Origin of the sequence: Blastopirellula marina, assembly GCF_002967765.1 — a bacterium.
Lineage (GTDB): Bacteria > Planctomycetota > Planctomycetia > Pirellulales > Pirellulaceae > Bremerella > Bremerella marina_A.
In genome coordinates, this window is record NZ_PUHY01000013.1 from 1 (window position 1) to 20,847 (window position 20,847).

Annotated in this window: 20 protein-coding genes; 14 read left to right on the top strand and 6 right to left on the bottom strand. The window is 52.9% G+C overall.

The features are described from left to right. The first annotated feature begins 583 nt into the window (after nucleotides 1-583). The 6 genes from C5Y83_RS22035 to C5Y83_RS22060 all read left to right on the top strand — a co-directional run bounded on the left by C5Y83_RS22035 (nucleotide 584) and on the right by C5Y83_RS22060 (nucleotide 7,501). Nucleotides 584-961 (top strand): thioredoxin family protein, encoded by a 378-nt coding sequence (locus C5Y83_RS22035; RefSeq protein WP_105331965.1) that lies wholly within the window; start codon nucleotides 584-586, stop codon nucleotides 959-961. 104 nt (nucleotides 962-1,065) lie between these two features. After that, a complete protein-coding gene (locus tag C5Y83_RS22040) occupies nucleotides 1,066-1,623 on the top strand; it encodes a sigma-70 family RNA polymerase sigma factor (RefSeq protein ID WP_105331966.1) in 558 nt (185 codons plus the stop codon). 114 nt (nucleotides 1,624-1,737) lie between these two features. Then, nucleotides 1,738-4,323 carry a bifunctional serine/threonine-protein kinase/formylglycine-generating enzyme family protein gene (locus C5Y83_RS29490; protein WP_158262461.1) on the top strand — a complete coding sequence of 862 codons (2,586 nt, stop codon included), beginning with the start codon at nucleotides 1,738-1,740 and terminating at the stop codon, nucleotides 4,321-4,323. A 150-nt stretch (nucleotides 4,324-4,473) separates the two neighbouring features. Continuing rightward, nucleotides 4,474-5,880 carry a sulfatase gene (locus C5Y83_RS22050; protein WP_105331967.1) on the top strand — a complete coding sequence of 469 codons (1,407 nt, stop codon included), beginning with the start codon at nucleotides 4,474-4,476 and terminating at the stop codon, nucleotides 5,878-5,880. Between the two features lie 100 nt (nucleotides 5,881-5,980). Beyond that, the gene (locus C5Y83_RS22055) at nucleotides 5,981-6,442 is read left to right on the top strand and encodes a YegJ family protein (protein ID WP_199195112.1); all 462 of its coding nucleotides are present in this window, start codon (nucleotides 5,981-5,983) and stop codon (nucleotides 6,440-6,442) included. Between the two features lie 72 nt (nucleotides 6,443-6,514). Beyond that, nucleotides 6,515-7,501: a sugar phosphate isomerase/epimerase family protein gene (locus C5Y83_RS22060; RefSeq protein ID WP_105331968.1), complete on the top strand. Its 987-nt coding sequence runs from the start codon at nucleotides 6,515-6,517 to the stop codon at nucleotides 7,499-7,501. Between the two features lie 95 nt (nucleotides 7,502-7,596). Here C5Y83_RS22060 and C5Y83_RS22065 read toward each other — a convergent pair whose 3' ends face one another. Next, nucleotides 7,597-8,793, bottom strand: a complete 1,197-nt coding sequence (locus tag C5Y83_RS22065; protein WP_105331969.1) for a helix-turn-helix domain-containing protein — start codon at nucleotides 8,791-8,793, stop codon at nucleotides 7,597-7,599. Nucleotides 8,794-9,190: 397 nt separating this feature from the next. Between C5Y83_RS22065 and C5Y83_RS22070 the strand changes: the two genes are divergently transcribed. From C5Y83_RS22070 to C5Y83_RS22090, 5 genes are all read left to right on the top strand, one after another. Beyond that, entirely contained in the window at nucleotides 9,191-10,060 is an 870-nt protein-coding gene (locus C5Y83_RS22070; protein ID WP_233207330.1) for a DUF1559 domain-containing protein, read from the top strand. Beyond that, nucleotides 10,050-10,412: a hypothetical protein gene (locus C5Y83_RS22075; RefSeq protein ID WP_105331971.1), complete on the top strand. Its 363-nt coding sequence runs from the start codon at nucleotides 10,050-10,052 to the stop codon at nucleotides 10,410-10,412. The genes C5Y83_RS22070 and C5Y83_RS22075 overlap by 11 nt, the downstream gene beginning before the upstream one ends. A gap of 115 nt (nucleotides 10,413-10,527) precedes the next feature. Then, on the top strand, nucleotides 10,528-11,466 hold the full coding sequence (locus tag C5Y83_RS22080; RefSeq protein ID WP_105331972.1) for a DUF1559 domain-containing protein: 939 nt from the start codon (nucleotides 10,528-10,530) through the stop codon (nucleotides 11,464-11,466). Nucleotides 11,467-11,511: 45 nt separating this feature from the next. After that, nucleotides 11,512-11,892, top strand: coding sequence for a hypothetical protein (locus C5Y83_RS22085; protein ID WP_105331973.1), 381 nt, complete (start codon nucleotides 11,512-11,514; stop codon nucleotides 11,890-11,892). A 55-nt stretch (nucleotides 11,893-11,947) separates the two neighbouring features. After that, nucleotides 11,948-12,451, top strand: coding sequence for a hypothetical protein (locus C5Y83_RS22090; RefSeq protein ID WP_105331974.1), 504 nt, complete (start codon nucleotides 11,948-11,950; stop codon nucleotides 12,449-12,451). Between the two features lie 94 nt (nucleotides 12,452-12,545). Here C5Y83_RS22090 and C5Y83_RS22095 read toward each other — a convergent pair whose 3' ends face one another. From C5Y83_RS22095 to glmS, 4 genes are all read right to left on the bottom strand, one after another. Continuing rightward, nucleotides 12,546-13,118, bottom strand: coding sequence for a hypothetical protein (locus tag C5Y83_RS22095; RefSeq protein WP_146117873.1), 573 nt, complete (start codon nucleotides 13,116-13,118; stop codon nucleotides 12,546-12,548). A gap of 224 nt (nucleotides 13,119-13,342) precedes the next feature. Then, nucleotides 13,343-13,981 (bottom strand): hypothetical protein, encoded by a 639-nt coding sequence (locus tag C5Y83_RS22100; RefSeq protein WP_105331976.1) that lies wholly within the window; start codon nucleotides 13,979-13,981, stop codon nucleotides 13,343-13,345. Between the two features lie 18 nt (nucleotides 13,982-13,999). Then, nucleotides 14,000-14,620, bottom strand: a complete 621-nt coding sequence (locus tag C5Y83_RS22105; protein WP_146117874.1) for a hypothetical protein — start codon at nucleotides 14,618-14,620, stop codon at nucleotides 14,000-14,002. A 44-nt stretch (nucleotides 14,621-14,664) separates the two neighbouring features. Continuing rightward, the gene (gene glmS, locus C5Y83_RS22110) at nucleotides 14,665-16,530 is read right to left on the bottom strand and encodes a glutamine--fructose-6-phosphate transaminase (isomerizing) (RefSeq protein WP_105331978.1); all 1,866 of its coding nucleotides are present in this window, start codon (nucleotides 16,528-16,530) and stop codon (nucleotides 14,665-14,667) included. Between the two features lie 198 nt (nucleotides 16,531-16,728). Here glmS and kdsB point away from each other — a divergent pair, with 198 nt between their 5' ends. From kdsB to C5Y83_RS22125, 3 genes are all read left to right on the top strand, one after another. Then, nucleotides 16,729-17,502: a 3-deoxy-manno-octulosonate cytidylyltransferase gene (gene kdsB, locus C5Y83_RS22115; RefSeq protein WP_409994599.1), complete on the top strand. Its 774-nt coding sequence runs from the start codon at nucleotides 16,729-16,731 to the stop codon at nucleotides 17,500-17,502. Between the two features lie 184 nt (nucleotides 17,503-17,686). After that, nucleotides 17,687-19,354, top strand: coding sequence for a CTP synthase (locus C5Y83_RS22120; RefSeq protein WP_105331979.1), 1,668 nt, complete (start codon nucleotides 17,687-17,689; stop codon nucleotides 19,352-19,354). 189 nt (nucleotides 19,355-19,543) lie between these two features. Beyond that, the gene (locus tag C5Y83_RS22125; RefSeq protein WP_105331980.1) at nucleotides 19,544-19,966 is read left to right on the top strand and encodes a DUF1844 domain-containing protein; all 423 of its coding nucleotides are present in this window, start codon (nucleotides 19,544-19,546) and stop codon (nucleotides 19,964-19,966) included. A gap of 304 nt (nucleotides 19,967-20,270) precedes the next feature. Here C5Y83_RS22125 and C5Y83_RS22130 read toward each other — a convergent pair whose 3' ends face one another. Continuing rightward, nucleotides 20,271-20,753 (bottom strand): division/cell wall cluster transcriptional repressor MraZ, encoded by a 483-nt coding sequence (locus C5Y83_RS22130; RefSeq protein ID WP_105331981.1) that lies wholly within the window; start codon nucleotides 20,751-20,753, stop codon nucleotides 20,271-20,273. Between the last annotated feature and the right edge of the window lie 94 nt (nucleotides 20,754-20,847).

Here is a 20,847-nt window from a genome sequence, read left to right on the forward strand (position 1 = left end):
TTTGTCAAAAAAATTGAACTAGCTTGAGTTCAAAAATGATCGTCTTCTTCAGCCACCGAAGTAGCCTCCGAAAACACAACCACCTTCGTTCTCAAACAGAGGTCACTACCAAATTGTCAAAGATCAAATTGATGCTCTCGCACCTTCAAAAGCAATTTGCTTTTGTCCCTGTGAGCGATGTTTCCCTCTCAGGAAGAGACAAATAGTACCAGAAAGGATTCGGCTGTAAAGGGGCTACGCGTCTTACGGCGAAGAATTTTGTAAACAACGCGTTTTACTCGGGAAAACACAGGGTATTCGCGTTTCACATTTTTCCCATTTAGCCCATCGGCTAAGTAATTCGGACCTCGATTTACACGCTGTGAGATCGAAATTGGCGGCCAGAATCTGACATTTGAATGTCGCCCGTCCCGTGGTTGAGGTGTAACGATCTTGCGGGTTCGTTCGGATGCGGTAGGTCTGCTTCCGATTTGATATTCATTTCTGGGGGAACGCACCGGAATCTTCCCCCCGGTGAGCTTTATTGAAGATAGAGGCTGGATAAAAGATTGGCTGGAGACGATCAAACGGGGAAGTGATTTCAATGCAGAAAGTAATCGTTGCCTGCGTGGCACTCATTTGTTTTGCCGCACCGGTGCTGCTGACACTAGCCAGTTACACCAACGAACGCGTCCTGGAAGAAGACAACGTTCGCCCGCGTGATCTGCCAGGCAAAGTGTTGTTCTTTTCTGCCAACTGGTGCCCGGCTTGCCGTCACGCTGATCCGACCTATCAAGAACTACGAAATGCCGGATACCCTATCCGCAAAGTGGATGTCGATTCGAATCCGACACTTGCCCAAAAGTACGGTATCAGTTCCATCCCGCAGTTCGTTTACGTTGTCGACGGCCACGAGAAGAGTCGCATCTCGGGCGGAGCTTCCGCTAGTCGGCTGAAACGACTATATCGCGGCGGCTGGTAACCTGCTGAAAATCTTCTTCGTTCTCTGAAAATGCGTGAGGCGTCCCAAAGTGGGCCGCTGTATAATTATGCTCGTTGTTTCTAAGTCCTTGGCTGGACGCGAGTATGGGCGACGTAACACGAATTCTTTCGCAGATTGAAACCGGCGATCGGGCTGCTTCGGAAGACCTGTTGCCGCTGGTTTATGACGAACTTCGAAAACTGGCAGCGGCAAAACTCGCGCAAGAGCGACCTGGACAAACGCTGCAAGCAACTGCGCTGGTCCACGAAGCGTACGTACGGCTAACCAACGACCCAAGTCCCTCGTGGGACAACAAAGGGCACTTCTTCGCAGCCGCCGCCGAAGCTATGCGCCGGATTCTAGTTGAGCAAGCCCGTCGAAAAAGCCGTCTTAAACATGGCGGAAACTTGCATCGGGTTGAAATGCCTGAGGTCGCTGCCCCCGAAGGAGATTCATCGGAGCGGATTTTGGCGGTCGACTTGGCGTTAACTCGCTTGGATGCTGAAGACCCTCAAGCGGCTGAGATTGTCAAACTGCATTATTTCGCCGGGCTTTCCCTGGAAGAAGTCGGCAAAGTCCTGGGCATGTCGCGTGCAACCGCCTATCGACAATGGACTTATGCTCGGAGCTGGTTGAAATCCGAAGTCGAGTCGGACTCTTGACGGTATGGGGCTCCGGCTAATGCACCAATATCTTGGAGTTTTTTTCGATCGACGTGAGACGATTCAACCTTGGCGTCGCATGGATAGGTAGACCACCTAACGGGAAACCCAACCATGTCCAATCCGACTGCTGATGCCAAAGAACTGTTTCTTCAAGCCATCGAGCTTCCGACGGCGCAGGATCGAGCGTTCTACTTAGATGAAGCGTGTCAGGGGAATGCAGAGCTTCGTGCCCGCGTCGAGCGGCTCCTTCGTTCGCACGATGATCCTCGATCGTTTATGGCCCAACCCGCGATGGCCGATCTGGCAACTCAAACCGCCGATCAATCCGGCTGGGACAAGGACTCAGGGCTACACCTTCCGAGCGATTCGGAACTGATCGACCTCTTACAACCGTGTACCACACCTGAACGGATGGGACGGCTTGGCGTTTACGAAATCATCGAAGTGATTGGTCGCGGTGGTTTTGGTGTCGTGCTCAAAGCCTATGACACGAAGCTTCAACGCGTTGTCGCGATCAAACTGCTCTCCCCATCGCTTGCACACAATGCGAATGCAGTGAAACGCTTCCTGCGAGAAGCCCGCGCGGCAGCGGCCGTGAGTCACGAACATGTCGTCACCGTGTTCGCGGTCGAAGAAGCCAGCTCGCCTCCTTACCTCGTGATGGAGTGTATTGTCGGCAAATCGCTGCAACAGAAAATCGATCAGACCGGGCCGCTCGATCCTGCCGAGATCTTGCGGATCGGAATGCAGATCGCTGAGGGCCTTGCCGCGGCACATCGCCAAGGCTTAGTTCATCGCGACATCAAACCATCAAATATCTTGCTTGAGAACGGCGTAGAACGTGTCACCATCACGGATTTTGGATTAGCCCGGGCGATTGATGACGTCACGATGACCCAAACCGGACACGTGGCAGGCACGCCTGAGTACATGTCGCCCGAGCAGGCCATGGGAGGACGTCTCGATCATCGTAGCGATTTGTTTAGCCTCGGCAGTGTCCTTTACACGATGTGTACCGGCAGAACGGCATTTCGAGCCGACAGCACGATGGCCGTGCTCCGCCGAGTATGCGACGATACGCCGCGACCGATTGCGGATCTTTCCCCTTCAATACCCAAAGTTTTGGTCGCAACCATTGAAAAACTGATGGCTAAGCGTCCACAAGATCGATTCCAGTCGGCGACTGAGGTTTCCGAGTTATTGAGCGCCACGCTGACTTGGCTACAACAACCCGACGCCCATAAGCCTCCAAGCGTGCCAGCCACACCACCAGCGCCGAAGCGGACGTCCATTCCCTTGGTCGTCAGCTTGATCATCTGCGTAGCGTTGGCGATTCCCATCGCAGCGATCTTAATCTGGCAATGGCCGACACTTCAGCTGATCGCCAACAACCAGGCAGTCGTGGAGTTCTATCATGGAGACCCCGATACCGTGGTCGACATTTACCTTGAAGATCGATACCTCCATTCACAAGTGGGTGATGGCAATGTCTTTCTGGCACCCGGCAACTATCGTCTTGTGGTACAGCCAAAGCCCTATCAAGAGTTATCGGTCATCTGGCTACAAGATCGAACGTGGAGCCAAAGCCCCCCTCCCATTCATTTAGAAGGCCCATCGGAATCCCTGTTCGTTCGTAGCGGCCAACAGTGGCGGGCAACGATTCTCTTTGGCAATAAAGAAATTCCATTAACACCTTCGCCACCATCCACGCCAATCGCGGCGGCTCCATTCGACGCCGAAGAGGCGATTGAATTCCAGAAGACCTGGAGCGATCAACTACAGGTCCCTATCGATTACGAGAATCCGCAAGGGATCACGTTCCGCTTGATCCCACCTGGCTCATTTCTCATGGGAACAGATAGCGGAGAATCAAATGCAATGGTTCGCGAACTTGAAGTGGCCACAGCGGGCGAGTTCGAGAAATTTGCCGTACGTTCGAGCACACCTCAGCATGAGGTCGAGCTGAGTAAAGCGTTCTACCTGGCAACGCACGAGGTCACTTTGGCCCAGTTCAAAGCCTTTGTCGAAGAAACAGGCTACCAAAGCACCTCGGAAGGACGCACACCCAATCGCTTTACTTGGAAAGAAATGGATATCGGCCCAGAGTCGCAGGATCGTCCAGTCATCGGCGTCAGCTGGGAAGATGCCAAAGCTTACTGCCGCTGGCTGAGCAGCAAGCATCAAGGGACCTACGATCTTCCGACCGAGGCGCAATGGGAATTTGCCTGCCGTGCGGGAAGCGTTGGACGATGGTCCTTTGGAGACGATACGATTCTCATCAACGAGTACGCCGTTTGTGATCAACAAACCGACACACCGCCTGCAGTTGTCGGAACGAAGAAGGCAAACCCATTTGGTTTATTCGATATGCATGGCAACGCGGACGAGTGGTGCCTCGACTGGCACAGTTCAATCTTCTACGCGATGTCGCCGAAACTCGATCCAGTTCGACTAACAGCTGGTGAGGATCCCGCTTCCGGCCGCGTTGTCCGCGGAGGCAATTGGCTCGACCTACCGCTCTGGACCCGCTCGGCGACACGCAGCTACGACTTTCCAGGCCTTCCTGCACGACATCACGGCTTTCGTGTGGCGATCGTGGGAGACTTGTCGTTCACCCAAGGGAAGTCTGGTGCAGAAACAGCTAACGACCAGCCGAAGCAGGAGCCAGCGACCGAATCAGGCGAAACAGATTCCTAGTCGAGGTAAAAAACAAAACTGCTCCCGAACAATCCATACAAGAATCTTTAATTTTTCATGACACAGGTCTCACGCTGGCTGTTTTCGGCGGGTTAAGATGAATCGCGACGCAAACCATTCATTGCACCTCTTCGCGTGAGTACTCCCGCCATGCATGCTTTTCGGTATTGTTCGCTCGTCTGCGTTTTGTTGCTAATTACCACGACAATTCAGGGCGAAGAAGTAAAATCGACTCATCCGAACGTCTTGTTCATCGCAGTCGACGATTTGAACCACTGGGTCGGACATCTTCATCGAAACCCGCAAACGAAGACGCCCAACATCGACCGGCTGGCTGGCATGGGTGTTACGTTCACCAATGCTAATTGTGCGGCCCCGGCATGCAATCCTTCACGGGCGGCATTGATGTCTGGACTGCGTCCCAGCACGAGCGGCTGTTACGACAACGGCCAAGCGTGGAGCCCAGTCATTCCGAAAAAGCTGACGTTAACAACTCAGTTCCTCAACGCAGGATACAACGTTTACGGCGCTGGCAAGATCTATCACGCCAAGCAGCATCGCGATGGGGAGTGGACCGAGTACTTCCAAGAGCAACCAACCAAGTTAACCCTTGACCCATCGGCGAAGAATAACGGCGTCGGCGGAATCAAGTTTGGCCCGCTGTCGAACACCGAGAGCGACATGCCGGACTACAAAGTCGTGGATTACGCACTCGAGAAACTCGACGAAAAGCACGACAAACCTTTCTTCCTAGCGGTCGGTTTCGTTAAGCCACACATGCCGTGGAGTGTGCCGAAGAGTTACTTCGATCGCGTTCCACTCGATTCGATTCAATTGCCCCCGCATACGAAGAACGATTTGCAAGACGTTCCAGAAGCAGGCATTAAGATGGCCAAGCCCAACGGCGACCATGCATTGATGCTCAAGTCAGGTCGCTGGGACGAAGCCGTCCAAGCTTATCTGGCGACTATCCAATTCACCGATGATCAGATCGGTCGCTTGCTCGATGGCTTGCAACAGAGTGACTACCGAGACAACACGATCATCGTTCTCTGGGGCGATCATGGATGGCACCTAGGTGAAAAAGAACATTGGCGAAAATTCGCTCTATGGGAGGAAGCATGCCGTGCCCCATTGATCTGGGTTGCCCCTGGTGTTACCTCCGCGAACTCGGTTTGTGATCAACCAGTCGATTTCATGTCGATCTATCCGACACTGTGTGACTTGAGCGGGATTTCGATTCCGGACCACGTGGAAGGGCCAAGCATCGTTCCGCTATTGAAGGACAGCCAAGCGGCTTGGGAACCGCCTGCGCTGACGACGTTTCATCGCAATAACCACAGTTTCCGCAGTGAACAGTTTCGCTACATCCGTTACGCGGACGGTAGTGAAGAACTGTACGACCATGTCGAAGATCCTTACGAATGGACAAATCTAGCGAAGGATACGAAGTACGACGAGGTAAAGGCCAACTTTCAAAAGTACCTTCCGAAAAAGAACGTTCCCGAGCTTCCTAAAGGAACGGGTAACAAAAAAAGGCAGAAAAAGGCTGCGTAATTTTAGACAAGTACGCAATTGCCTCGCGCGGCCATGGCTTTTATGCTGAGTCTCACCAGATGACCTTCTTGAACTGCCTTTTTGCTTAGGAATGACTCGAATGCGTGGCGCGCTGGTCTTGTTCTCACTCTTTCTGTTCGCGACAACCGCCTCAGCAGAGCCGAATACGTTGGTCACCGAGGGCTATGACCAGAAGAAAATGGACGAGGCGATCGCCAAGGCCAAGAAATCGGTCGACAAGTTCATCAAAATCTTGGAAAGCGGCGAAGGTGAAGACTTCGCTGTTAAGGCTCCGATCAAGGATGGCGAGAAGGTCGAGCACTTTTGGATTACCAATATTAAATTCAAAGATGGCAAGTTCATCGGCCGAATTGGGAACGATCCTGGCATCGTCGAAAACGTAACCATCAATCAAAAATGGACGGTGGGCAAAGAGGACATCTCGGACTGGATGTTCATGCGTGACGACAAGATCCACGGCAATTTCACGATGCGACCGTTGCTAAAGACTTTGCCCGAAGCTCAGGCGAAGCAACTACGTGCCTTGCTGGCCGACCCATAATCCAGTCTTGCGAACGGCCCATCATGCTCCCTTGGACTTCCCTTCGCATTCCGCTAACCCAAGTTCGACAACATGAAATCAACTTCTTCCCATAGTCCGTTTTCCTCCCGCCGTGGCTTTCTGTCCGCCGCCGCTGCCTCGCTGATCCCGCTCAGCCAAGCTTGTGCCGCGGACGACACCAAGACAGATTTGCCAAGCGGAGCGCGTAAGACTTCGCCGATCGTTCTTTCCACTTATTCGCTATGGCGTTTCCACAACGACGATTTACGTGACTTCCATAAGTGCATCGACATTGCTGATGAGTATGGTTTTGATGGGGTGGAGCTACTGCTTTACCAAATCGAACAAAACGACATGCTCAGTCGTTCGCGGATGATGGGCTACAAGCGGCACTGCCTGAAGCTAGGTTTGCCATTGGTTGGCCTGTCGACGCACCAGGGTTTTGTCACGCCCGACAAAGAAAAACGACAAGCGAACATTGACCGAACGATTGGCCAAATCGAAATCGCCTACGAACTCGGCATCCCTGTGATGCGCGTTAACAGCGGCACCTGGGGAACGTCAGGCAGCTTCGACGAATTAATGGCCAACCGAGGCATTGAGAAGCCGCTGGAAGGGTACACCGATGAAGATGCCTTTCCATGGGTCATCGAAGCGTTGGAGAAGTGCCTACCCACCGCCGAGAAATGCGGCGTGGTGATGGCTCTTGAGAATCACTGGGGGTTAGGCCTCACGCCAGAAGGGCTACTGCGAATCGTCAACGCAGTCGATTCACCGTGGCTGCAAATTTGCACCGATACGGGGAATTTCCTCGAAGACCCATACGATCGCCTGGAGAAGATCGCGCCACAAACGATCTTCGTACAAGCGAAAACCTACTACGGTGGCGGCCAGTGGTACTCGCTCGATCTCGATTATCCGCGTATCGGCAAGATCTTGGCCGAGCACAACTATCGAGGCTACATTTCGCTCGAATTCGAGGGAATGGAAGACTACACGAAAGCTATTCCAGAGAGCTTGGCCCTGCTTCGCAATGCGTTTCCAAGATCGTACTCATAACGACTGCTTACTATCGTATTGAATGAAAAAAGGCCCAAAGCGAGATCGCTTTGGGCCTTTTTTAGTTTTCTCAGTTTCGGTAACCTCTGCCTCACTTAGCTATCCGTCTGTCTCGCAGACATTCGATATTCGTTGGGCGTCTGTCCTACCTCACGGCGGAAGAAGTTGACGAAGTTTGCTGGTTCGGGAAAGCCACAGAGCTCAGCCACCTTGGTTACGCTATGATCGGAGTTCACCAGCATCTGCTTCGCCTGGTGGACCCGCATCGCCCGAATCTTCTTTCCTGGCGTGATACCGTACTCTTGTTGGAAACGGCGATTAAGCGTGTTTCGCGAGACGCCCAAACGGCGAGCCAACTCGTCGACGTTGATTCCCTTGCATGCTTCTCGCTCGATGATCCGGTTCACCTGAGCAACGACAGTATCTTTCACGAGTTCGAAGCGGAACGATTCGCGTTCAATGAATTCTAGTCGCACATGCTCAACCAACGAGTGTTGATTTTCCGGCGACTCTAAACGCTGCAGAACCATCTGAAACGCCCGACGTCCGATCATCGCACCATGAATCTCAATGGTCGAGATCGAAGGAGACGAAACGCGCGAGACGGTGAAATTACCGAATCCCATCAGCGCCAAGTCTTGCGGAATGCGACTGCCCAAATCCCGTGCGACACGTGATAGCAGTGCTGCCAGATAGTCGTCGTCGCAGAACATGGCCGTCGGTTGCGGAAGGTTCTCGAGGAACGTGATCAGCTCCGCTTCTCGTGCGGGCTTGAACATACGTTGCCGCTCTTCACTCGGGAGCCCCGGAGCGATGAAGAACTGTGTTGACATGCCCGAACTGTTGAGGCGTTCGATCAAGGTATCGAGCCAGGCAACTTTGAACGGGTCGTTACCCAAGTTGTGAGAAACGATTGCCGCGTTCGGACGTCCCAATGAAAGAAACTTGTCAACGAGGTCGTCCTGTAACGCTTCCCAATCGAATGCCACGGAGGGAACTCCTTCGGCAATCCAATTGCTGCCACAGTTGATGACGGGAATCCCCATCTTCAAAAGTCGACGCACCCAGGGCGACCCGTTGTAGGCCCAAACAATCGCGGCATCAAACTCGAGCTCGCTGAAATCGAGATCGAAATCTGGCTGCGCATCATCGTACGGCCACTCCAAAAGGGTTATGTGCGGATAATCCGCGGCACCCATCGCAGCACCCGACGTAATCCGCGCGGATTGCTCATGCCCCCGGGGGAGAAATAAGGCGATCGTTTTAGTTACTAAGTTCGTGTGATCAATCATCCACAAGTGACCTGGAGTCACGCTGCCAGGAGTGAAACAAATTGAAAATCACAAAAAACGGAATTAGCAATGCTTTGTTCGACACCAAATAACAGAATGTCTTACGTGAAGCCATTCCATCATGCACCGTGGCAACACATTGCTAAAGCACGATTCCCGACGCTGGGGGGCGTTGTGAACGATGTCGCGCAATGTGGGGCCAAACATCATTCATATATCACAATCATGGAGTGGCACTTAAATGTCAATGACGAGAATGAGGGGATTTACCCTTGTAGAGCTATTGGTGGTGATCGCCATCATAGGCGTACTGATTGCGCTGCTTTTACCGGCAGTGCAGCAAGCACGGGAGGCCGCAAGACGAACACAATGTTCGAATAATTTGAAACAATTAGGCTTGGCGCTCCACAATTACCACGACACACACGATGCATTTCCTTCCCGATCGGCGGGTGCTGGCGCCTGTGATGCCTGGTGGAGCGGCGTGAGTGGCTCGATTCCATTGCTCCCCTTTATGGAACAACCCGCCCTCGCAGACCAATGGCAAGAACGTCTGGTCAGTGGCCAATACTGCTCGATCGATGCAGTGTTTCCAGCAACGCAAACCCAAGTCGAAGGGCTGCTTTGCCCATCGGACCCAGAATTCCGAAATGGTCGTAACCAAGCGATGACCAACTATGGTTTGTGCGTCGGTGACAACTGGCGTCAAACCTCCGGCGGCGATGCCAATGACATCCACCCCCGTGGGATGTTCGGCTACCGTTCGTGGTACAAGATGCGTGACGTTGTCGACGGTACGACCAATACAGTTGCTTTCGCGGAAATCATTCGCCCAACCGGCGATCGCAAGCGTGGTGATACTGCCATGGGCGTTGGCCCATCTTCGCCATCCGACTGCAACAACAGTTCGATTTGGCTGGGCAATCGTTACGCTAACGGTATCTCTGTGGCAGGTGGCGTCGACAAGCACGGTTCGAGCTACCACCCAGGTGGCGCGATCTGGACTTCCGTGACGACGATCATCGCTCCGAATGGTCCTTCGTGCAGCATGGAAAACAATTACTGGACCGAAGCGATCATGACCTCGAACAGCCGTCACCCTGGTGGTGTGGAAGTGCTGTTGGTCGATGGTTCGGTAAAGTTCATCAACGAAACTATCGACACCGGCGATCAAACTTCGTCGCCTACCGACAGCGGTCCTTCGCCTTATGGCGTCTGGGGTGCGATGGGTACTCGCGACGAAGGGGAGGTGATCAGTGGCGTTTAAGCAGAACAACTTGACGAGCGATTCGCGGTTTCGCCGAATGCTGGGCGTTGGAATGCTGCTGCTGACCAGCCTTGTTGCTGTCGGTTGTGGCCAGCAGCAGATCGACTCGGAAGTTCCGCTTCCACCAGATGGGGTCGAGATGCTTCGCAACTTCCTGACCCAGGTGGCCGATCCCGACAAACCGATGCCGCAGATGTTTGGTATCGAACCTGCTTTCGCGGACGCAATGCGACATGCCCCAGACCAAGTGGCACCGCTGAAGCCGATGTGCAGCCGCCTAAAATCGGCTGGTAGCGATAAGCAACGTCGTAAGATCGCCAGCGAGATGTTAGAGAAACTCCCTAAGACCTAACATCTTTTTACTGACAACAACCGGAATACCTCGCCCCGAAGTTAATGACGGGCGAGGTTTTTCACTTTCCCATAACCAGCTTCTATCCAAATACCAGTAACTCCGGAACACAAGCATGCAAGCCTACCCTGCCACTCGACGCGGCTTCACCCTTGTTGAACTGCTCGTCGTTATCGCCATCATCGGTGTGTTAATCGCCTTGCTGCTCCCCGCGGTTCAGCAAGCTCGCGAAGCGGCTCGACGAATCCAGTGCACCAACAACCTGAAGCAACTCGGGATTGCGATGCACAACTATCACGATACTTACGGAAATTTCCCCGCCGGACAGTTCAGCCAACAACAATTGGACGATCCAACGCACCAGCCGAATCGAATGACTTGGTTCACGTCGATTCTTCCCTTCGTCGAACAAAAGGCGATGTACGACTTGGTGAAGCCAAACATGGCAAGCTCCCCGGCGAATACCTGGAACGAAACCGTTCGCAAGACGGTCGTCGATGGATTCGTTTGCCCTTCCGATCCCAACGGCGGCAAGGTCGGTAACGACGGCTTCCAAGGCAATTACCTGGCCAACTCCGGCCACGTGATCATGGTACAAGCTTACGCCGACAAACCAGCAACCGATGGCTCGGGCATGAGCGGTCTGTTCTTTGTCAAATCGCACATCGGCCTGAAAGACATTACTGACGGCACGTCCAACACCTTGATGTTCGGCGAAATCCGTCAAAGTCCTCAGGTCAACTGCACCATTGGCAACTACTGGAACGGATGGGGCATGGAATCGATGTTCACCACCCTGTTCTGGATCAATACACCAGCTCCGGACTTTGTTCCTACCGGTGCCGATGCCAATAACCTGTGGCGAAACACCCAGGTTATTCCGCCATCCGGACCTGGCTCGCAAACGGCTTACTCCCTGCGAAGTGCTCACCCAGGCGGGGTGATGGTCACGCGAGCGGACGGGTCGGTTTCGTTCCTGCCAGAAACGATGAGTAATCAAACCTTGAAGGATTTGTCCAACCGCGGTGACGGTGCCGTGATTGCTCCTTTCTAAGGTTTTGCTTTGATCGTTAAATCGGATAATAAGGAAACGACCCCAATGGCACTTACCCAAATACGTCGGCTCGCAACCATTTCGTTGGCCTTGGCCGTCCTGGCAACCATCGGTTGCTCGCGCGGTCCCGAAGTATTCCCGATCAACGGGAAAGTAACGCTCGATGGTGCTCCGATCCAAGACGGGACCATCATGTTCCTCAGCTCGGAAGGAGCGAACGAAATGGCCAAAGGGAAGATCATTGAGGGAGCCTACTCCCTCGATTGCACCCCGGGAAATAAGACGGTCCAAATCGGCGGCTACACGTCGGAGAACAAAATCGTTCCTTGGCAATATCTCAGCCAAGATTCGAGTCTCTCGGCCAATGTTACCCAAGAAGCCGAACTGGACTTTGAATTAACCTCGAAACAGAAGCGACGTCGATAGTCGTTTTTGCATTCCCTTCAAGACAGCAATTACAATCCAACGCAAAGACGATGCTATGTCGACGTTGAACCTGATTCTCGGATGCTTATTCGGCTTGGCTGCGGTGCTTGGTGGTCCGGTCGGTGAATCATACGTGGAAGCGAAGTTTCAATCCGAACTTCGCGAGAAAGCGAAAATGACACCTGGCCGCATCAACCCAGACGGCAGCCAAGAGCAGGACAGTATGGAAATCAGCGCGATCGATCGTCAAGAGAGCGCAAAACGTTGGGAACGGTATCAAAAAGGGATTCAATCTGTTGCGATTTACTCCTTAGCCATGGTCGGGCTCGGCCTGATTCGCACGCCTGGCAAAGGACAACTACTAGGAGGAATCGGCTTTGGCCTGGGTACGCTTCTGTATGGAGGTGGACTCGCCTTAGGCGCCTACTTCAACATGCCAACGATCGGTGTGCTCGCACCTATTGGTGCGATGATCTTATTGGCTGGATGGGGTGGCTTGCTTTTGGCAGTACTACAAGGCCAAGGGGAAAAGTCGATACCAGCGGGAGCTACGGAATAGAGATGAGGCACGTGATCTGCCGAAGCTCCTAGAAAAAACGCCGCGTTTACCAGCGCGGCGTTTTTTCGTTCGAAGCAGCGGTTTGCTTGACAAACTATTCGAGTCCCATTTCAGACTCAGGGAACTGATAATCGCTTGGAAACTCGGGGAACATCTCCTGAACGGTCTGCTCATTGACACGTCGGCCTTCGATATACTTCCACTTCGTTTCTGATTTTTTCTTTTCACCAAACTGATAGCCGATGGCGCCAACTCGATTTCCGTCGATGGTCATAATCGTGAGAGTCGGAACTACGACAAAGTGGCTTTGAGCCGATTCCAGGAAGTGAGGCTCCTCCGTAAAGTCAAATTCTTCTAACTTCACGCCTGATTTTTGTAGCTTGGCCATCACTCCTTCCATTGCCTCGCGAATTAATTCCGGATCATCGACGATGCCCAAAACGTGGTCATGCGTAAAACTAACAATAGTGTCGACGTCTCCCTCGAAAGTAGCCGTCATGATCTGCCGCACATCTTGTTGAACTTGCTTCGCGTCTTTCCAATCGGCAGTCGTTTGCGTTTCACGTGTGGTAGACGCCGGTTTCGGGCTATCGAGGGTTTCAATTGGCTCACAGCCTACTCCTACGAACACCATCCCGAGCAACAACACGCTCAACTGAAAACGCATAGCAAATGCCTTCTCTTGAAACTCTTGATTAAGAACGAGACACCCAAAATGCAACGTCGGGCGTTGGGTTACATGATGAAAGAGACTTCGCGAACGACAATCTCCATACAATTGACTCATTTGCGATGGACCAATTCGCTTCGTCAATCGCTTATGTTAATCAGCAAATGTGGGCGAGGCCAGAAAAACGGAATTGGAATGCCTAACCGAAAGTGCACCCGTTACTAGAAATGGGCGTCCATGTAAAAAACGCCGCGTTTGGTGTCGATCCAAACTTGAATAAAGCCGCTGCGGAAGCACTCTCCCTCTTCGATTTCACCAGGATTGAACCAATGCTCTTGGTGCCGGCGAGAATTGCCCCACGGGGGAACGAATGTGAATCGCGACGAAGCACTTGGTTTCTCGATGGGAATGCCCGGTCCAAAACGAACTCGGTAGATGCGTTCCACTTTTGCCAGAGTTGCGTAGCAGTCTGTTACCGATGCATGGAAAGTCACGCGTGTATCGGCTCCCGTAAAGCCGTTTATCCTGTCGGACGCTTGGAGTCGTGTTGCGGAAGACGGCAGCTCGAACGGGCAACTGAGACGATTGAATACGGTTGGTAAGACGACGCCAAACACGATCGCCAAAAACACCCAAGCTATCAGTAGGTATCGCAAGACGCGTTCGTGCCTTTGGTCGGAAATCAGCAAATAGCCAAGTAATGCGGCAGGAACCCCCAAGACAACCGATAGCAAAGGGCTGTACGTATCTAGTTGGTAAACGGACCCCAGTAGGGCGATGAATACCCAGACGACCGCGCAGAATTTCCGAAGTGGGAATAGGCGTTTTCTTTTGTCCGTTTGGGCAACCGTTTCGTTCATCGCCGAAAAGTCTTTGGCTCAAAACATGCAATACATGTAGAAGACACCTCGATTGGTATCAAGCCACACAAAATCACTATCGCCACGGAAATATTCCCCATCCTCGATCTTCTGTGGATCAAACCACGGCGGCGCGTTTCCAATGTCGAAATCTGTACTCCATGGTCCCCTCATTGGATCACATCGAATTTCGCTCGAGTGGAACGCGATCGGTGGATCAAAATTTCGCTGGCACTTGCTCTTAAGGAAGTCAACGTAAGCCCGACATTTGTCAGCCGAGGCATGAAACTTCATGAATGTCTCATCGGCGAAGGTTTCATTCTGCACCTGTAGATACCAAGCAGAAGAAGTAACAGGAAAAGGACTATTAAGCCAGGGCCATGCAAATGTGGAAAACGATCCATACGCCAAGATTAGGACAATGCCACAATTAAGATTCCAGCCGCAGCTTTGACGTGCGATCAACTGATATCCGACGATCGCCCCAGGAATTCCGAATAGGAGACACGGAAAGGGATTGCCAGGCTCGCAAAAATTATAGGTGCCGAGTAGTGCACCAACTACCCAAATACAAGCTAATACTTTCGTTACGGTGAATTGCAACGGTATTGGCGTGATCAGCTTTGTCTCGTTATTCATGGCGAAAATCACCTTCGAGATGAAATTGGGCACGCCCGAATATCCTACTCCACCGTCACGCTCTTTGCCAAATTTCGCGGCTTGTCGACATCGCAGCCGCGTAAGAGTGCGATGTGATAGGCAATGAACTGCAGCGGTATTACCGAGACGATTGGCTGCAGGAACTCTTCCACCTTCGGAATCCGAATGACGTCGTCGGCGTACTTTTCGATTTCGTGATCGTCTTCATTTGCGATCGCAATCACAGGGCCACCACGAGCTTTGATCTCCTGCAGATTGCTCATCACTTTGTCGTAGACAACACCCTGAGGCATGATGAAAACGCTGGGCGTATTCTCGTCCACCAAGGCAATGGGACCATGCTTTAATTCGGCGGCTGGGTAACCCTCGGCGTGAATGTAGCTAATTTCCTTTAGCTTCAAGGCACCTTCCAAAGCGACCGGGAAGTTGAAATAACGTCCAAGGTACAGGAAGTTGTTGACCGCCTGATATTTCTCGGCAACCTTCTTGGCTTGTTCCCGTGTGTTAAGAGCCTGGCGAACGGCATCCGGTAATGCCTGCAGGGCTTGGATCATTCGATAACCTTGATCGAAACTCAAATGATTCAAGCGACCAAAGTACAGCCCCAGCATTGCCATGATGGCCAATTGAGATGTGAATGCCTTAGTCGATGCCACACCCACTTCCGGTCCCGCGTGTAAGTAGATGCCACCATCGGCCTCTTGCGCGATACTACTTCCCACGACATTGCAAATCGCCAGCGTTGGATGCCCCTTCCGCTTCATTTCACGCAAAGCTGCCAGGGTATCGGCTGTTTCACCACTTTGAGTAATACCGAACACCAACGTTCGTTGAGGAACAGGTGGATTGCGATATCGAAGTTCGGATGCGTACTCGACTTCCACTGGAATCCGAGCCATCTCCTCGATCATGTACTCGCCGACCATGGCCGCGTGCCAGCTCGTTCCACATGCGGTGAGTAAGATTCGATCGACACTCCTCAGCTCTTGGGGACTCAAATTTAAGCCACCAAATACGGCCGTGGCATTATCGAGGCTCAAACGTCCCCGCATTGCGTTTTCCAGCGATTGCGGCTGCTCGAAGATTTCCTTCAGCATGTAATGTTCGAATTCACCGAGCTCGACATCTCCCGAAGCAATCTCGAGCTTCTCGACACTGTGCGCGACCTCTCCCAAGTCACGATGAGCAATTTGCAGCGAGTCCGCCTTCAGCAAAGCAATCTGGTGGTCGGTCAGATAGACAATCTTCTCGGTGTAGCCGACCAGGGGCGATGCATCACTGGCCAGATAATGAGCATCCTCGGAGACACCGATTACCAAGGGACTTCCCAGCCTGGCTGCGATAATCAAATCGGGACGACTTCGGAATAGAATGCCAACGCCATAGGTTCCCTGAAGCTTGGCTAACACGGTCTGCACGAGCGCGACCAGTTCCTCGTCGGAAGGAGCTTGACATGAACCGATGGGCAATTGCTTTAGCGCATCTTCCAGCATATAGGCGATCACTTCCGTATCCGTATCCGACCGGAAGATATAGCCTTTCTGTTGCAGCCGCGTCTTAAGGGCGGCGTAATTCTCGATCACGCCGTTATGTACAACGACAACTTCGCCGCTGGGGCCGGCATGTGGGTGAGCATTGGCTTGCGTGGCAGGACCATGCGTTGCCCAACGCGTGTGACCAATTCCTGTGGAGCCGATTGGCATTTCAAGTGCCAGTTGATCGGCCAAAGCCGCAATCCGACCGGCTGACTTGACGATGTGGATATCGTCGTAGTTATCCATCGCCGCGATGCCGGCACTGTCGTATCCGCGATATTCAAGCCGCCGCAAACCTTCCAGCAAGAAGTCCGCTGCGCGCGAGTTACCAACGTATCCGACAATTCCACACATGGCTCGTTTCCTCAATCGATCGTCCGTCAGCCGAAAGTTCCGGGCGAAAGCGTAGCAAAACGCCGACGGGACACGAATATCGATTAACGCGCACGGCCTAAATTGGTCTTCTGATTTCGACCCTCGAAAGCGTATGCTGACGAGGCATTCGCGTCTGGAACTCGCGAAGTTACCCCAGAATGGATTCGACCTGCTGCTATGAAACCCGCACTCGCCCTCTCGCTGACAAGTCTTGTTGTGATTCCAGCACGACTTCAATCGTCCCGATTACCGCAAAAGCTTCTCTTGGCGGAAACCGGCAAGCCACTGATTCAGCATACTTACGAAGCGGCATGCATGGCTCGCGGAACCGATGGTGTGATCGTCGCGACCGATCACGATTCAATCTGCCAGGCCGTGCATACATTTGGCGGCGAAGCGGTCATGACCAGCGAAACGTGTGCTAGCGGGACCGATCGCGTTGCCGAAGTCGCCCGATCTCGGCCTGACGTGGATATCTTCATTAACGTTCAGGGAGACGAGCCGGAGATTTCAGCCGAGGCGATCGAAACGGTCCGACATCTTCTGGAAGCCAATCCCGATGTCTCGATGGCAACCTTGGCGACGCCGATTCGTTGCCTGGAAAAGTTGCGGGATCCCGCTTGCGTGAAAGTCGTTCGTGCTGAGAACGGTCGCGCCCTTTATTTCAGCCGCAGCCCGATCCCCCACGTTCGGGACGGATTCGAGGAACAACTCGCAGCGGAACCACCCGTTTTTTTCCAACATTTAGGCATCTATGCATATCGCCGGGACTTCCTGCTGAAACTGGCAACCGCCCCCCCTTCTCCCTTAGAGCAGTTGGAAAAGCTGGAGCAGCTTCGTGTTTTGGAAATGGGAGAGACAATTCTCGTCGGCTCAATTGCCGAACCAAGCATCGGAATCGACACGCCGAGCGACTATGCGGCGTTTGTCAGAAAGATGAGCAATTGCTAGGATAGTGTTTTCACGCTAGCGGTCCTTCTTTGGTTTCCCTTAGGTTCCGTTTAATCCCCGTTGGTCGGGCATTAAGTGACCCTAACGGCTAGGATATCAACATTCAAAGCCAGCCTGAGTTGGTAGCCGCAGCATGTCTCTATCTGCTTGGATGCACGCAAGGTCGAAGGGCCCCCGCAACTTCATGGCAAAACACATTTTCGTCACCGGCGGCGTTGTCAGTTCACTAGGAAAAGGGTTGACCAGCGCATCGGTCGGGATGCTGCTCGAACAGCGTGGTCTGAAGGTCAAGATGCAGAAGCTTGACCCCTACATCAACGTCGATCCCGGCACCATGAGCCCTTATCAGCATGGCGAAGTCTACGTGCTGGATGACGGTAGCGAAACCGACCTCGACCTGGGACACTACGAGCGTTTCACCAACAGTCCGCTCACCCGCGATTCCAATTACACGACCGGACAGATCTACATGTCCGTGATCAACAAGGAACGTCGTGGCGAATTCCTGGGCAAGACGGTTCAAGTCATTCCGCACATCACCGACGAAATCAAATCGGTGATTCGTAAGCTAGGGGATGACGATACCGATGTGATCATCACCGAAATCGGAGGAACCGTTGGCGACATCGAGAGTCAGCCGTTCCTGGAAGCGATTCGCCAATTTCCACAAACCGTCGGTCGCGAAAACTGCTTGTTCATTCACTTGACGCTGGTCCCTTACCTTAAGGCCGCTGGTGAACTGAAGACCAAGCCAACCCAGCACTCGGTGGGACAGTTGCGTGAAATCGGTATCCAGCCAGACATCCTGATCTGCCGAACCGAACGCAACCTCAGCCGTGACGATCGCGAGAAGATCGCCCTGTTCTGTAACGTACCGATCGAGGCCGTCATTGAGGAGAAGGACAAGGACTTCTCAATCTACGAAGTGCCGATCAGTCTACACGACAACCAACTCGACGACTTGATCGCAACCAAACTAGGTCTCCCTCAAGTTTCGGCGGTTGACCTGACGCCATGGCATGAAATTTTGCACACGCTGCGTTACCCCGATCACGAGATCAGCATCGCCGTTGTTGGAAAATACGCTGAGCACAAGGATGCCTATAAGTCGATTTACGAAGCGATTGATCATGCCGGCATTCATCACAAGTCGCAAATTCGCATCGGACGTATCCAGAGTGAAGCTCTCGAAACGGAGGGTGCGGAACGAATGCTTGCCGGCTTCGACGGCATCCTGGTACCAGGCGGATTCGGCGAACGTGGCATCGAGGGAAAGATCGATGCAATTCGCTATGCCCGCCAACGTGGAATTCCGTTTCTCGGAATCTGCCTTGGAATGCAGTGCGCTGCAATCGAGTTCGCACGGAATGTAGTGAACCTGGAAGGTGCTCACTCAACCGAGTTCGACAAGCATACGCCTCACCCGATTATCGGTTTGCTCGACGAGCAAAAGAACATCACCGACAAGGGGGGAACCATGCGACTTGGCACCCAACCATGTGCTTTGGCGGAAGGATCGAAGGCTCGCGAAGCTTACGGTGAGGATGAAATCTCTGAGCGTCATCGCCATCGCTACGAATTCAACAACGTTTACCGCGATCAGTTCCGCAGCAACGGGATGAGCTTTGCCGGCCTAAAACCAGACAAGTCGCTGGTCGAGATCTTGGAAATCGACGAGCATCCTTGGTTCGTGGCAGTTCAGTTCCACCCTGAATTTAAAAGCAAGCCAATCCAGGCTCACCCTCTGTTCGCTGGCTTCGTCGGCGCGGCAATCGCCCGTCGTCATCGCGACGCAAAAAAAAATGACGCTCAGCCCACGGAAAGCCCTTCGCAGCAGGCCGCGGACGCCTGACACTGATCTTGCTTGACCACTCCGGGGATTCCCACAAGTTTCCCCGGAGATTTTTTTTGCGCTATCATCCGACGTTCCGATCGACTGATCGAGTTCGCTTGCGATCGTTTTTCAAATGGGATACCGTGAATAGCGATTTAACGATCGGCTCTATTTAACTCACCCCATGCAAAAACAACATCCAGAACGATGAGCGAAGACCCCGAAAAGAAGATCGTCGTCGATAGCGACTGGAAAGAACAAGTTCGCCAAGAGAAGAAAAAGCTTCATGGCGAAGAATCTCCGGAATCTCAAACGGAGCCCACAAGCGAGCCGACTCCTCCCTCGCAACAACCGGAAGAGACCGCTTCGAGCCCAGGGGGCTACGCGTTACCCAAGCCTGACTTCACGTTTCTGATTTCGATGCTTGCAACCCAGGCGTTTTCTGCGTTGGGGCAGATCCCAGATCCGGCATCAGGGCAAACCCAAAAACATCCGGAAGTCGCCAAGCATATGATCGAGCTCCTCGCTGTGCTCGAAGAGAAGACCCAAGGCAACTTGGAAGCTCAGGAAAAGTTGGCTTTGGAAAACATCCTTCACGAACTGCGGATGGCTTACGTCGCAAATAAATAGAACACGCTCGGTTTGGCGCCCGGGGAAAAACCAAAGAAACGGCAATTGCCAACCGGAAGAGTTCAGCAACGCTCGCAATCACCGAAATAGGCGCGCGTAAAAAAAGCCCCGCGGTTGAGTGGACTATTCTCAACCGCGAGGCCGTTGCTCACATGGGGAATTAAAAAAGGTAGGCATCCATGCCTTAAAGGCCATCCCTGGTATCTTGTGACTGACCTGGTCGTTACGGAACAAAACAGGGTTAACGACGTTCGATCAATTCCCTAGCAAGCACGTGACTCCGTTCATATTGAAATGATTTGGTTTAGCCGCTGAGTTGATCCAATAGCGATCGGAACTCGGGCATCTTCTCTTCTAGATTCTGCAGCCAAGACTCGGGCTTCCAGATTTCGACGCAAACTGCGGCACCGACGATCAACACTTCGCCGCCGGCTTCTACGCCCAAGAATTCCCGAAATCCCTCCGGTATCAGCAATCTCCCTTTTCCAGCCAACGTAACGTTGCGTTGACGCGTGGAAAGCAACCGACCTAGCAACTGAACGTCGGCAATGCGGTTCTCCAGCTTGCCCGCGGCGATCTTGGCGTGAACCAGATTCACACCCGCATCGAGCTTGCCCTGCCACTGCGGTCCGTTCCATAAGCTGAGGCAACCTGGCCGTTCCTTGACGAGGATGAGGTCGTCCTCCTTGGGTGCAAGGAGGTCGGTTATTTGCGTGGGAATCGACAGCCGAAACCGGTCGTCCAGCGTGCGGCTGAATTCGCCCAGAATGAACTCGTCTGACCCCATCGGTATCCGTTTTCATTCAGGAAAACTCGCCAAACGCCGTTTTGGGTTAGTTTCCCACTTAATCGATAAGTTAAATCCACTTGTGGGTCGAATT